11 protein-coding genes are annotated in these 14,002 nt (G+C 60.7%); 9 read left to right on the top strand and 2 right to left on the bottom strand.

Translation table 11 applies throughout. The features are described 5' to 3' along the window. Positions 1–91: 91 nt before the first annotated feature. Together olsF and JL05_RS15930 are read right to left on the bottom strand one after the other, a co-directional pair. Positions 92–1,813 carry an ornithine lipid synthase OlsF gene (gene olsF, locus JL05_RS15935; RefSeq protein WP_015377973.1) on the bottom strand — a complete coding sequence of 574 codons (1,722 nt, stop codon included), beginning with the start codon at positions 1,811–1,813 and terminating at the stop codon, positions 92–94. A gap of 155 nt (positions 1,814–1,968) precedes the next feature. After that, a complete protein-coding gene (locus JL05_RS15930) occupies positions 1,969–3,639 on the bottom strand; it encodes a DUF4091 domain-containing protein (RefSeq protein ID WP_033632954.1) in 1,671 nt (556 codons plus the stop codon). A gap of 465 nt (positions 3,640–4,104) precedes the next feature. Here JL05_RS15930 and JL05_RS15925 point away from each other — a divergent pair, with 465 nt between their 5' ends. The 9 genes from JL05_RS15925 (at position 4,105) to JL05_RS15885 (ending at position 13,730) form a co-directional block, all read left to right on the top strand. Continuing rightward, on the top strand, positions 4,105–5,358 hold the full coding sequence (locus JL05_RS15925) for an ABC transporter substrate-binding protein (RefSeq protein ID WP_033632953.1): 1,254 nt from the start codon (positions 4,105–4,107) through the stop codon (positions 5,356–5,358). 78 nt (positions 5,359–5,436) lie between these two features. Beyond that, a complete protein-coding gene (locus tag JL05_RS15920; RefSeq protein WP_025302955.1) occupies positions 5,437–6,378 on the top strand; it encodes a carbohydrate ABC transporter permease in 942 nt (313 codons plus the stop codon). Between the two features lie 10 nt (positions 6,379–6,388). After that, a complete protein-coding gene (locus tag JL05_RS15915; protein WP_033632952.1) occupies positions 6,389–7,207 on the top strand; it encodes a carbohydrate ABC transporter permease in 819 nt (272 codons plus the stop codon). Positions 7,208–7,228: 21 nt separating this feature from the next. Next, positions 7,229–8,341, top strand: coding sequence for an ABC transporter ATP-binding protein (locus JL05_RS15910; protein ID WP_004938255.1), 1,113 nt, complete (start codon positions 7,229–7,231; stop codon positions 8,339–8,341). Positions 8,342–8,361: 20 nt separating this feature from the next. Beyond that, positions 8,362–9,645 (top strand): Gfo/Idh/MocA family protein, encoded by a 1,284-nt coding sequence (locus JL05_RS15905; protein ID WP_033632950.1) that lies wholly within the window; start codon positions 8,362–8,364, stop codon positions 9,643–9,645. 18 nt (positions 9,646–9,663) lie between these two features. After that, positions 9,664–10,569, top strand: a complete 906-nt coding sequence (locus JL05_RS15900; protein WP_033632949.1) for an ROK family protein — start codon at positions 9,664–9,666, stop codon at positions 10,567–10,569. A gap of 333 nt (positions 10,570–10,902) precedes the next feature. Then, positions 10,903–11,673, top strand: coding sequence for a transcriptional repressor AgaR (gene agaR, locus JL05_RS15895; protein ID WP_021503775.1), 771 nt, complete (start codon positions 10,903–10,905; stop codon positions 11,671–11,673). Between the two features lie 26 nt (positions 11,674–11,699). Further along, positions 11,700–12,866, top strand: a complete 1,167-nt coding sequence (locus JL05_RS15890; RefSeq protein WP_033632948.1) for an SIS domain-containing protein — start codon at positions 11,700–11,702, stop codon at positions 12,864–12,866. Between the two features lie 9 nt (positions 12,867–12,875). Further along, complete coding sequence (locus JL05_RS15885; protein WP_033632947.1) at positions 12,876–13,730, top strand: tagatose bisphosphate family class II aldolase; 855 nt, start codon at positions 12,876–12,878, stop codon at positions 13,728–13,730. Positions 13,731–14,002: the final 272 nt, after the last annotated feature.

Here is a 14,002-nt window from a genome sequence, read left to right as displayed (position 1 = left end):
GGCGGTGGAAAGCAAAACGTTTATCGTAGCGCTATCCCGTCGCCGGCCCCAAGGTCGTGCTTAGATCAAAAAGGCATGAGTCAGACTGTAGTCATGCCGTCTCGGCCGGCTGCGGCTGGTGCACCGCGATGTAACGCTGATACCGCGACGGCTTGAGCCGCGTGGTATCCACCAACACCAGCCCGTCGATACAGTTGTTGAACGCCGGATCGGTGCCGAAATCGATAAACTGTACCCCGCCCGGTTCGCACAGTTCGGTGTACTGCTTGTACAGCGTTGGGATCGAGCAACCGATATTGCTGAGCAGGCTCTTCAGCCGCACCAGATCTTCCTGATAGTTGTCCCCGGCAAACTGCGCCAGCACCTGCGGCAGCGACGCCGGATAAGGCCGCCGCGACTGCGCGAACGCGTGATCCGGCGAGAAATAGAGCCGATAGAAGGCGATCAGCAAATCACGTGCTGCCAGCGGCATGCCGCCGGAGATCGACACCGGGCCGAACAGATAGCGGTACTGCGGGTATTTCGACAGATAGGCGCCGATGCCCAGCCACAAATAGTCCAGCCCGCGCTTGCCCCAATAGGCCGGCTGAATGAAGCTGCGCCCCAGCTCGATGCCCTGCGCCAGGATCGGTTCCATATCGCGGTCATAATGGAACAGGCTGTTGCTGTAGATGCTTTCCAGCCCTTTGCGCGCAATTTGTTCGGCGGTAGGGATAAAGCGATAGGCGCCGACGATCTCCAGCTCCTCCTCATCCCACAGCACCAGGTGGTAGTAATCGTCGTCGTAGCTGTCCAGATCGCGGCGGCGGCCGGATCCTTCCCCCACCGCGCGGAAGGCGATCTCGCGCAGGCGCCCCAGCTCGCGCAGAATTGGCGTACGCGCTTCGTCATGACGACGATAGAGATAGATGGTTTTACCGTCCGGCGTTACCCCCAACCGTTCGCAGTTCGCCAGCGCCTTTTTCAGCTCCAGACGATCTTCCGGCAGCGCGATCGGCGATTCGCTGGCGAACAGCCCCGGCTTGCCCTGGCCCAGACGATAGACGTGGCGGCGAAAACGCTCCGCCAGATCCTTGGCGCTGGTGTGGCCGTCGTGCCAGTTGGCGAACGGCACGCGGCCGCCGACGCGGATCTTGATGCGCCCGCCCCGCTGCTGGAACATTTCGCGCACCAGCAGCAAGGTCGACAGCGGCCGGTAGACCAGAGAGGTAAAGTAGAACAGGTTGCTGTTGCGTGCGCTGATGTGGATCGGCACGATCGGCGCGCGCGCTTTGGCGGCCAGGCGCAGAAAACCGGTATGCCAGTGGCCGTCGCGGATGCCTTTCGGGCTCATGCGCGACACTTCGCCAGCCGGGAACAGGATCAGCGCCCCCTGGTTGTCCAGTTGCTGCTGCATGCCTTCAATCTGTTTGCGGCTGGTTTTATAAGCGACGTTATCCACCGGCACGAACAGGCTGCGCAGCGGTTCAATGTAGGTCAGCAGCTGGTTGGCCACCACTTTCACGTCCGGGCGCACCGCGGCAACGGCGCGCAGCAATACCAAGCCGTCGAGCGAGCCGATCGGGTGATTGGCCACGAGCACCACCGGCCCCTGGCTCGGGATGTTTTCCAGATCGCCGTCCACCAATTCGCAGCTGAGGTTAAAGTAGTCCACCACCTGCTCGATCAGATCGAGCCCTTTCAGATGGGGATAATCGGCGGCGAACTGTTTGAATTCTTTTTCGAAGAGAAGGGTTCTTAGCAGGCTGCGCTGCCAGGCGGGGGTATTACGGTGTGGAAATGCATCTTGCAACAGAGAATCCAGGCTGAACATCGCGTTATCTCCTGACGTAGTCGCTGCAAACTTAAGCCAGAGCCGTGACTCTGACATGTCAGTTACATGACAATAAAGTGAATCCATCGACTATCAGGTATAGCAAAGTAATGGCGAATTGGGAGTGAAAGACGCATTTTCGCCCCCACTTGCCTTCACATCGGCGCCAGCAACGCTTCGATGCGGCGGTTTACCGCGTCGCGCAGGCGCAGCAGCGGCCCGGCCTGGTGCGGATAACGCTTGAAGGTGATGCGCATGCCCAGCTCACTTTCTATAAGCGCTTCCACCGTCGCCCGATCGGTCAAACTCTCCAGCAGCTGCAGTGCGCGCATGTCCTGCAGACCCTGGTGCAGCACCCGCAGGCGCAGCGACTCCACCGGCTGCAGATCCTCACCGGGATAGACCACGAACGGATCGCCGGAGGGAAACGCATGGCCGCTGTCGGTCACCGCGTACGGATTGATGCGTTCACGCGAATGGGCGCTGTTATAGAAGTTGAATCCCCAGTGCAGAAAGCCGGCGATGCGGTACAGATACAGCTGCACGCCCAATATGCGGTTGCGCGCCGAAGGCTGAGCGAAGAAGCGATTGGCGACCTCAGTCTTCTGCACGCAGCAGTAATAGGCCCACAGGCCGGGGACCTGGTGTTCGATAAAAGGTTCGAGGTGGTCGGTCGCAACGACCGGGGTTTCCACCAGGCCTTGCTGATAAAACGCGAAATCCGACAGCGCATCGAAGGTGCGGAAGCCATCCAGCAGCGGGCGCAGCGCGGCGCTGGCGCGCCGGTAGGCCGCCAGGTTGTCCAACGTCGGCTCATCGGAAACATGGAACCATACCTGCCGTTCCAGCCCCCGTTCGCGGAACCAGGCGGTCAACGCCGGCAGCAGCGCCTGTAGGAAACGCTGATACGCTTCGCCCTGCGCATCGGTGTGCCAGCCGAACGGCGTTCGCGTCTCGCCCTGCTCCTCCACCACTATCTTCGGCGCATGCGCCGCGCCCCATTGGGTAAACAGCGGCGCGATTTCGAAGTGCTCGATGCCCTCTTCCTGCGCCAACGCCACCCACTGCGCCAAACGGCTGAAATCGAAGCCATACCCGTGCGCCGAATGTGTCACCCTCACCAACTGTACCGTGGTCCGTTCGCCGCCGACGGCGGTATCCAGCGGCGGCGTGAACAGCGGCGTCAGCAGCATATTGACGCCGGCCTGCACCGCGCAGCGCACAAAGTTGCGTACCGCGCGCCAGTACGCCGGGCTGAACACCGCCAAACGGTAGTAATCCGCCAGGCAGTCGGTGTGCAGCCATTCGGTGTGCAACAGCGTTTGCGGCGGCAACGCCGCGGGCACCAGATGCAGCGTCAGTGTGGCCTCGGCCAGCGCCTCGCCGCTCTGGGCATCCAGCAGCCGCAGGGTCAACGGAAAGTCGCCGGCCAGTTGCGCGTCGGCCGGCGGCGTCAGGGTCAACCACAGGCTGCCATAATAGCGGCAGGCGGCAAAAAAACGCCGTTGCGGCAGCGGCATCAGCGGATCGGGAAATAAGCCCGGCTCGGTGGTCAGGTAATTCTCATCGGTCTCGCGATAACAGGGAAAACCGCTCGGCACCGATTGCACCTGGCGCACGCTGATATACTCCGCCAGCGGCCCGTCGAGTTGATAACACAGCTCATGGCGAGTCTCGTTGCCCGGAGTTTGCAAACAGTACACCGCCTGCCAGGACAGCACCTCGTTATTTAACCCGCTCAGCCGATTTTCCACGGCAATGGGCGGCATATTTTGGCGATGAAATACTTTTTCCAGGCAATGCGTAAATACCAGAGACAGGCGCATGATATTTCGCCCTCTTTATTTTTGATGAATAAACGTTGTGAGATTCAGGCTAGCGTCTTTTATCGCCACAAACAATAGCCGGCAATAAAAAACGTTCAAGCGCCCTCCTCGGACAGCCCCAGCAAGATTTTTTTGTTTATTTGCATCACAAAAATGAAAGAAGCTGAAGCTTGCACAATAAAAATATTTTTAATCCCCATTATGGTGCAAGGGTTATCAGTTATTCCTATGCCTGCGAAGGCCGCTAAATGCCGCGCCACCGGGGATAAACCCCGCCAAAAGGTTAATGAAATGTGAACGGAAGTGCCTTTCACTTGGCCGTGAAAGCCTTTCGATTTTAACAACAACGAAACATTGTCGCCCCATTTTTGGGCGTTTGGGGGTGTATTGACACATTGAAAGTTAAGGGATAGAAAGAATTTACGTTGCGAAAAACGCTATTCGTCGCTCACCGAGGGGAAAGCAATGTCACCGATAAAAAATACCGGCCGCCTGCTGGCGCATTCTATTCTTGCCAGCGCATTATTATTACCTACGCTGCTCCATGCCGCAGATAAAATAACTTTACGCTATGCCGTTTGGGACAGAAACCAATTACCCGCCGAACAGGAGATTGCCAAGCGTTTTGAACAGGCTAATCCGGATATAAGAATAGAAATAGAATTAACTCCCTCGGCGCAATATTTCGTTAAATTAGATTCCGCCGCTGCCGGCGGCGTAGCGCCAGATATATTCTGGATCAATATGCCTTATTTTGTGCAGTACGCCAAAAACGGCATTATGGAGCCGTTGGCGCCCTATATTAAGGACAGCGGCCTTAAACTGGACGACGTGGTCGCCAGCTCGGTGAAAGCCTATCAGTACGACGGCCAACAGATGGCCATCCCGCGCGACGTCGATTCCATCGCCGTGTGGTACAACAAAAAACTGTTCGATCAGGCCGGCGTCAGCTATCCCACCAGCGACTGGAGCTGGGACGATCTGAAGAGCAAGGCCGCCGCGCTGAAAAACGGGCTGAAAGGCGCCGCCTTCCCGCTGGTGATGGATCTCAGCATCGACGGTCAGGACAGTTACATGAACCTGCTGTTCCAAAACGGCAATCACATCGTGCCGAAAGATGGCCAGCCCACCGACATCGCCAACGACAAATCCCTCTGGGTCTATCAGCAGCTGCAGGGCATGATGAAAGACGGCCTGATGCCAAGCGCCCAGCAGATGAGCGAAGTCAAAACCGAGAACATCTTCCAGTCCAACCGCGCCGCGATGGTCTATGCCGGTTCCTGGCTGGCGGCGCCGTTCGCCAATAACCCGCTGATCAACGACCACATCGGCGTGGTGATGATGCCCAAAATTGAACGCCAGTCCGGCGTGGCCCACAGTTTGGCCTTCGCCATGTCGGCGAAAAGCGCCCACAAGCAGGCCGCCTGGAAATATATCGCCTTCATGAGCAGCGAGGCCTCACAGGCGGAGCTGGCCAAGGTGGTGATCCCGGCCAACAAGACGGCAGCCAAAGTCTGGGCGCAGCAGATTCAGAAAGTCGACGTCTCGCCTTACATCCAGACCCTGGAAGTGACCCAGGCTTACCCCACCGCCGGCACCAATACGCCGAAGTGGCAAAACATGTGGATCGCCAGCCTGAAGAAGATCTTTATGGGCGCGGACGCCAAACAGGAAATGGACAAATCGGTCAAGAAGATCGCGCGCGTCATGGAGCAGTAATCGCCCCGCCGCGGCGCGCTGCCCCGAGCGCGCGCCGCGGTGGACCCACGCTGAACGTCATAGGTGAGGAATGGCAACATGTCGCTGGCAGAAACGGCTACGGTCACCCTGAAACCATCCCGGCGCACCGCCCGCCCCGCGCTCAATCGGCTCGAACGCGCCGAACGCTTCTGGGGCTGGGTGATGATCCTGCCGCTGCTGTTGGGGGTGACGGTGTTTTACCTGATCCCCTTTTTGCAGAACATTTTCTACAGCTTTACCGATCTGAACCAATTCATGCGCTGGAGCAGCATCAGCGTCGATAACTATCTCAACCTGTTTGAAGACGACGACTTCTACACTGCCGCCGCCAACACCCTGTTTTACGTGGTGGTCTGCGTGCCGATCAGCCTGAGCCTGTCGCTGCTGCTGGCGATTGGCCTCAACCAGAACATCCGCGGCAAAGGCCTGCTGCGCACCCTGCTGTTCCTGCCGGCGGTCACCATGCCAGCGGCGGTGGCCATGGTGTGGCAATGGCTGTTCAACAAGGATTTCGGCCTGATCAATCAGGCGTTGGGCCTGCTGCACATTGCGCCGGTCGCCTGGTTGTCCGATCCGGACGTGGTGCGCATCAGCGTGTCCATCATCATCATCTGGTCGTCGCTGGCGCTGAAAATCATCATTTTGCTGGCCGGGCTGCAGAGCATTCCGCGCCAGCTGTACGAAGCGGCGGACATCGACGGCATCGGCACCCTGCGGCGCTTCTTCTGCATCACGCTGCCGATGATGGTGCCGACGCTGTTCTTCGTGTCGGTGATGAGCTTTATCGAGATCCTGCAAATCTTTGACGTGGTGTTCCTGATGTTCGACCGCGCACTGGTGGAGAACGACGTGATGACCGTCACCAACCTGTTCTACAAGTACGCGTTTTACCTGCAGGAAAAAGGTTACGCCTCCGCCATCACCGTGGTGCTGTTCGCCGTCACGTTGGTGATCACCCTGATTCAAATGGCGATCGGCAAGCGCCTGAAAGTCAGCTGAGGAGCTGCACATGAACGCAAGCAAGAAAACGCTGGTGTACCTGTTTATGGGGCTGGCGGCGCTGGCCTCTGTGGTGCCTTTTATCTGGATGCTGGTGACCTCGCTGAAAACCCAGGCCGAGAGCATTCAGATCCCGCTGACGCTGCTGCCGGCGCATCCCAGCCTGCAGGCCTACAGCCGGGTGATGCACGAAATCCCGTTCGCCGGTTTTTATCTCAACTCGCTGCTGGCGACCTTCTTCACCGTCACCCTGCAGATGGCGATCGCCACCCTGGCCGCCTATGGCTTCTCGCGCCTGCATTTTCGCGGCCGCGACGCGGTGTTTCTGGTGTGCGTGTCGATCCTGATGGTGCCCGGACAGGCGTTTCTGATCCCGCAATTCCTGGTGGTGCAGAAGCTGGGGCTGGTCAACAGCATCACCGGGCTGGTGCTGCCGGGCATTTTCAGCGTTTACGCCACCTTTCTGCTGCGCCAGTTCTTCCTGGCGGTGCCGAAGGAGATGGAGGAAGCGGCGTTGATCGACGGTTACAGCTACTTCGCCATCTTCTGGCGCATCATGCTGCCGCTGATCCGGCCCGGCATTATCGCCTGCGTCATCATCAACGGCCTGTGGAGCTGGAACAACCTGATGTGGCCGCTGATCGTCAATACCACCACCGAGAAGCTGACGCTGCCGGTTGGCCTGGCCTCGCTCTCCAGCCGCGCCGGGGTGGAATACCCGTTGCTGATGGCCGGGGCGCTGATGGCGGTGATCCCGATGCTGATGCTGTTCATTATTTTCCAACGCTATTTCATCCAGGGCATCGCCAGCGCCGGGGTGAAAGGCTAACGCGCAGACAAGGTAAACGACATGGCCGGAATTCAGTTAAATAGCGTTAAAAAAGTGTACCCCAACGGTTTCCACGCGCTGCACGGCGTCGATCTGGACATTGAGGACGGGGAATTTATGGTGTTCGTCGGCCCGTCCGGCTGCGCCAAATCCACCCTGCTGCGGATGATCGCCGGGCTGGAGAGCGTCAGCGAGGGGCAGATCCTGATCCACGATCGCTGCGTCAACGACAGCATGCCGAAGGATCGCGGCGTCGCCATGGTGTTCCAGAACTATGCGCTGTACCCGCACATGACGGTGTACAAGAACATGGCGTTCGGCCTGATCGGCAAAGAGAGCAAGGCCGAGATCGACCGCCGGGTGCGCGACGCGGCGGAAAAGCTGGAGATCACCAATCTGCTGCAGCGCAAGCCGGGCCAGCTCTCCGGCGGCCAGTGCCAGCGGGTGGCGGTCGGCCGCGCCATCGTGCGCAAACCCAAGGTGTTCCTGTTCGATGAGCCGCTGTCCAACCTCGACGCCAAGCTGCGGGTGTCGATGCGCGTGCAACTGATCGAACTGCACAACCAGCTGAAGCAGGAAGGCGCCGCCGCCACCATGGTGTACGTCACCCACGATCAGGTCGAGGCGATGACCATGGGCGATCGCATTTGCGTGATGAACCGCGGCGCCATCATGCAGGTGGATAAACCGATCAACCTGTACCACCACCCCGCCAACCGTTTCGTCGCCGAGTTTATCGGCAGCCCGTCGATGAATTTGCACGATCTGGCGATCGTGCGCGACGGCCAAACGGTGCGGCTGCGTATCGGCCTGCAGCACCAGCTCGATCTGCCGCCTGCGCTGCAACGGCAATTGGCGGACTACCCGCATGCGCGGGTGTGTCTCGGCATCCGGCCGGAGTCCTTGCGGCTGTGCGCGCCCGGCAGCGCCAACTGTTTCCCGGCGCAGATCGTCACTATCGAGCGCATGGGCAACGAAGAGCTGCTGCACTGCGAACTGGCCGATCTGCGCTTCGTGCTGCGCATGGCGTCGCTGCCGGATTGGGAGCCGCGCCTCGGCGAAAACATTCATCTGGCATTCGATCTGACGCGCGCGCATTTGTTCGACGAGCTCAGCGGCCAAAACCTCAAATAACAACAGCGGAGTATCCAGCAATGTCGTCAACACAACCCAACAGCTTTGCCCATCGCCCGGTGCGGGTGCTGGTGGTCGGCGCCGGGGCGCGCGGTGAAATCTACTCGCGCTATGCGCTGGCGCATCCCGATTTGATGCAGGTGGTGGCGGTAGCGGAACCGCGCGACGCCTACCGCGAGCCGTTCGTGGCGCAGCATGCCATCGTGCCGGAAAACGTCTTCACCGACTGGCGTCAGGCCGCCGGCGCCGGCAAGCTGGCCGACGCGGTGCTGATCTGCACCCAGGATCAGATGCACCTCGAACCGGCGCTGGCCTTCGCCCGCCTGGGCTACGCCATGTTGCTGGAAAAACCGCTGTCGCCGGACGCCGACGAGTGCCGCGCCATCGTCGCCGAGGTGACGCGCCAAAAGCTGATCTTCTCGGTCGGCCACGTGCTGCGTTACACCCGCTATACCCAAAAGCTCAAGCAGCTGCTGCGCGACGGCGCGATCGGCGACATCATCAGCCTGCAACATTTGGAACCGGTCGGCTACTGGCATCAGGCGCACTCCTTCGTGCGCGGCAACTGGCGCAACGATCGGCAGGCCGCCTTTATGCTGCTGCAGAAATCCTGCCACGACATCGACTGGATCCGCTACGTGATGGAGCAGCCCTGCGAACAGGTCAGCTCCTTCGGCAACCTGCGCCACTTCCGCCAGGAAAACCAACCGGCCGGCGCGGCGGACAACTGCCTGGATTGCGCGGTAGAGGCAAACTGCCCCTATTCCGCCAAACGCATCTATCTGGGCGACAATCACAAGGCCACGCCCGGTTTTCTGCGCGTGCTGACGCCAGAACCCGACCAGACGACGCTGCGGGCGGCGCTGCGAGACGGGCCTTACGGCCGCTGCGTCTACCGCTGCGACAATAACGTGGTCGACCATCAGGTGGTCAACATGCAGTTCGCCGGCGGCCGCACCGCGTCGTTCACCATGACGGCCTTTACCCGCCACGAAGATCGGCACACCCGCATCTTTGGCAGCCGCGGCTGCCTGGAGGGCGACGGCCGCCATATTCGCATCACCTCGTTCCTCGACGACGGTGAAACGCATTACGACACCGACGCCGGCCAGGATCTGCACGCCATGGCCGGCCACGGCGGCGGCGACTACTACCTGATGCAGCACTTTATCGCGGCTATTCGCGCCAACGATCCGAGCCAGGTGCTGGCCGGCCCGGCGGAAGCGCTGGAGAGCCATCTGATGGTGTTCGCCGCCGAACGCGCGCGCCGCGAGGCGGCGGTGATCGCCCTGAGCGGAGCCTAAAGCATGGCGATGAGAGAGATGCGTTACGGCTTCGACATCGGCGGCACCAAAATTGAAATGGCCGCTTACGATCGCCGGTTCAATCAGGTGCTGCTCCAGCGGGTGCGCACCCCAACCGGCGATTACGGCGAGTTCGTGGCCTGCATCGCCGGGCTGGCCGAGCAGGCGGATCGCAAACTGCACACGCGCGGCAGCATCGGCATCGGTTTACCGGGGATCACCGATCCCGTCAGCCGCCGCCAGTTAGCGGTCAACGTGCCCTGCCTGACCGGCCATTGCCTGGCGGATGACCTGACGCAGGCGCTGGCGCGACCTATCGCCATCGAGAACGACTGCCGCTGCTTCGCGCTGTCGGAAGCCAGCACGCCGCAAACCGCGCACCTGCCGCTGGTGTTCGGCGCCATCATCGGCACCGGAGCCGGCGGCGGCCTGGTGGTGAACCGGCAACTGCACAAGGGGCGCAGCGGCGTGGCGGGCGAATGGGGTCATATGCCGATATCGGCCCAGTTGGCGCAGCGTTACGATCTGCCGCTGTTCAGCTGCAACTGCGGGCTGACCGGCTGCTTTGAACGCTACGTCTCCGGCAGCGGGCTGCTGGCGCTGAGCCGCCATTTCTCCCATCCGGCCGCCGACGTGCCGGCGCTGGTCGCCTGCTATCGTGCCGGTGATGCGCTCGCACAACAGCTGATGACCATGTACGTCGACATCCTGGCCAGCGCGCTGGCCGGCTTACAGCTGCTGCTGGACGTCGATGCCTTCGTGCTGGGCGGCGGGCTGTCCAACGTCGGCGAGCTGTATCGGCTGTTGCCGCCGGCGATGCGGCGCTGGCTGCTGCCGGGCGTGGAACCGGCGGCGGTGTTCCCGCCGGTGCACGGTGACAGCAGCGGCGTGCGCGGCGCAGCGCTTTTAAGCGCGCCGGCATAAAAAAAACAGTGAAAGCCCGGCGGTTGTCGAGCGATCGCTGCGGCTTTCGGCATCGATGGACTGAATGAATAAGCGCTGGGAATTGGCGACTGAAAAATAACGAATTTGCCGTTTTCACTTTGCGTTAACACCGCTTTCGGTTGCCGCTCAACCGAAAGCAAAATCAAATATAACCAACTGATAGATATAGATATTTTAAAATTAATCGATTGCATTTCAGTGTTTCGTTTGCTGTAATTCGCCACGAACAACTGAAAGCGCTCCGGTCGGTATCGCTGCGGCTTATTAAGCCGCGGTCGGGCACGGCTACAGGTAAATCAGGAGTCTGCATTAATGATCAATACCGCAAAACGCCGGGAATTAATTATCGACCAGCTGTGCCGCGAGGGCACGGTGCGCGTGGAGCAGCTTAGCCAGCAGTTTTCGGTGTCCAGCGTCACCATCCGCAGCGATCTGCGCCAGCTGGAAAAACACGGCTGCGCGGTGCGCGCCTACGGCGGCGCCATGTTGAATAAACAGTTCGCCTTCGACCGCCCGCTGCAGGACAAGGGCCGCATCAATCGCGACGTAAAACACGCCATCGCCTGCGCGGCGGCGGCGCTGATTGAAGACGGCGACGCCATCATCCTCGACTCCGGCTCCACCACCAGCCAAATGGCGCCGCAGCTGGCGGGGAAAAAGGATCTGGTGGTGATGACCAACGCGCTCAACATCGCTTTCGAACTGGCCAACAACGAGCAGATCGACCTGATGGTGGTCGGCGGCAGCGTGCGCCGCAAAGCCTGGTCGCTGTACGGCCCCGCCGCCGAACAACAGCTGCGCCAGTATCGGTTCGACAAGCTTTTTCTCGGCGTCGACGGCTTCGATCTCGCGAGCGGCATCACCACGCCGGATCCGGGCGAAGCGCAGCTGAACCGGGTGATGTGCGAGGTGGCGCGCGAAGTCATCGCCATCGCCGACGCCAGCAAATTCGGCCGCACCAGCTTTTGCATGATCCGCGACATCGGCCAGATCCACCGCCTGGTCACCGACAGCCGCATTCCTGAACACTATCTGCAGGCGCTGCACCATTTAGGGATCGACGTGATTATCGCCGACCGTTAACCGAGGCTTTTTAAGGAGCTGTCATCATGAACGCGTATTTCTCTTACGAGACGAATTGGCTGAAGCAGCGCAACGCCTGGCATACCGCCGCAGAAATTTGGCAACAGCCGGATTTGTGGGCGACGCTGCATCGCCAACTGCAGGATCAACAGGCGCAGTGGCAGCCGTTCCTGGCGCCGCTGCTGGCCAATCCGCGCCTGCAAATCGTGCTGTGCGGCGCCGGCAGTTCGGCATTTGCCGGCCGCGCCCTGGCCCCCTGGCTGCGCGAACGCACCGGCCGCGACGTGGTGGCTTACGGCACCACCGATATTGTCGCCAACCCGCTGCAGTATCTCGACCCTGACCGGCCGACGCTGCTGGTCTCCTTCGCCCGTTCGGGCAACAGCCCGGAAAGCGTGGCGACGGTGGAGCTGGCCGATCAATTGCTGCCGGAAAGCTATCATCTGATGCTGGTGTGCAACCCGGACAGCCGGCTGGCGCAGTACGCGCATCAGCGTGGCAACGTCTGCTCGCTGGTAATGCCGCAGGGCGCCAACGATCAGAGCTTCGCCATGACCTCCAGCTTCAGCTGCATGATGCTGAGCGCCGCGCTGCTGCTCGGCCCAACGTCGCTTGAGGCCGCCCAGGCGCCGTTGAACGCCATGGTGCAGCGCTGCCGCACACTGCGCGAAACGCTGCAGCCGCAGGTGAAGGCGCTGGCCGCCAGCGGTTTCCGCCGTTATATCACCCTCGGCGGCAGCTGCTTTACCGGCCTCGCCGAAGAGGCTTCGCTCAAGATGCTGGAGCTGACCGCCGGCCGCATCGTTACGCGCTACGACTCGCCGCTCGGCCTGCGCCACGGCCCGAAATTTATGGTCGACGGCCAGACATTGGTGGTGCTGATGTTCTCCCACCACGACTACGCCCGTCAGTATGACCGCGACCTGTGGAACGAGCTGCAGCGCGATGGGCAGGCGATGCAGCTGGTCGGGTTGACCGGCGAACGCCAACCTCTCGCCGATGCCCTGCTGCATATGCACGATGCCGCTGACGATATCTGGCTGCTGTTCCCGTATCTGCTGTTCAGCCAGATGCTGGCCTTCGAGAGTTCGCTGGCGCTGGGGCTGACCCCGGACAACCCTTGCCCGACCGGCGAGGTTAACCGGGTGGTGAAAGGCGTGACGATTTACCGTTTTCCTTCCCTCGAGCTGTAAGGAGATCCCATGTATCTGATAGCCAACCGAGACATGCTGCTCAAGGCGCAGCGCCAGGGTTACGCCGTGCCGGCGTTTAACGTCCACAATCTGGAAACCGTGCAGGTAGTGGCGGAGACCGCCGCCGAGCTGCGCTCGCCGGTGATCATGGCCGGCACGCCCGGCACCTTCAGCTATGCCGGCACCGACTACCTGATCGGCATCTGCCAATCGGCCGCGCACCGCTACGATCTGCCGCTGGCGCTGCATCTCGATCATCACGAAGAACTGGACGACATCGAGCACAAGGTAAAAAGCGGCATTCGCTCGGTAATGATCGACGCTTCCCACTTGCCGTTTGAACAGAACATCGCCAAGGTGGCCGCCGCGGTCGCCCTGTGTCACCGCTACGGCGCCAGCGTGGAGGCGGAGCTGGGTCGCCTGGGCGGGCAGGAAGACGATTTGATCGTCGATACGGCGGACAGCTTCTATACCGATCCGGCCGCCGCGCGCGAGTTTGTCGCCGCCACCGGCATCGACTCACTGGCGGTGGCGATCGGTTCCGCCCACGGCCTGTACCACGGCGAACCGAAGCTGGACTTCGAACGCCTGGCGCTGATCCGCGAACAGGTGGACGTGCCGTTGGTGCTGCATGGCGCCTCCGGCATTCCGGAAGCAATGGTCAAGCGCGCGATCTCGCTCGGCGTTTGCAAGGTCAACGTCGCCACCGAACTGAAAATCGCCTTCGCCGATGCGGTAAAAAGCTACTTTTCGCAGCACCCGGACGCCAACGATCCGCGCAAATACATCGTCCCCGGCAAGCTGGCGATGAAAGAAGTGGTGGCGGAAAAGATCCGCATCTGCGGCAGCAGCGGCATGCTGTAATCCCGCTCTCGCCCCCGTTGCTGCGGCCGCGCAACGAGGGCGAAAACGGCTGCCATTGCCCGACTTTCCTGAGAGAACGATCACAGCCTGTTATCCCGCCCGCGCCTGAAATCATTAACCGGTCTTCACTATGATCCAAATCATGGTTTTACTCATCCTACCTCCCTATTATCAAATTCATTGAATGCGGGCAGTAGGATTTTTGCCCATTCGTTTTTATTTCGCCAGACGAAATAGCTTATTTTATGAAAACAAGCGCGCTTGTTTTTTAA

Source organism: Serratia nematodiphila DZ0503SBS1, assembly GCF_000738675.1.
In the GTDB taxonomy this organism is placed as follows: domain Bacteria; phylum Pseudomonadota; class Gammaproteobacteria; order Enterobacterales; family Enterobacteriaceae; genus Serratia; species Serratia nematodiphila.
This window is presented reverse-complemented; position numbering and strand designations above follow the sequence as displayed.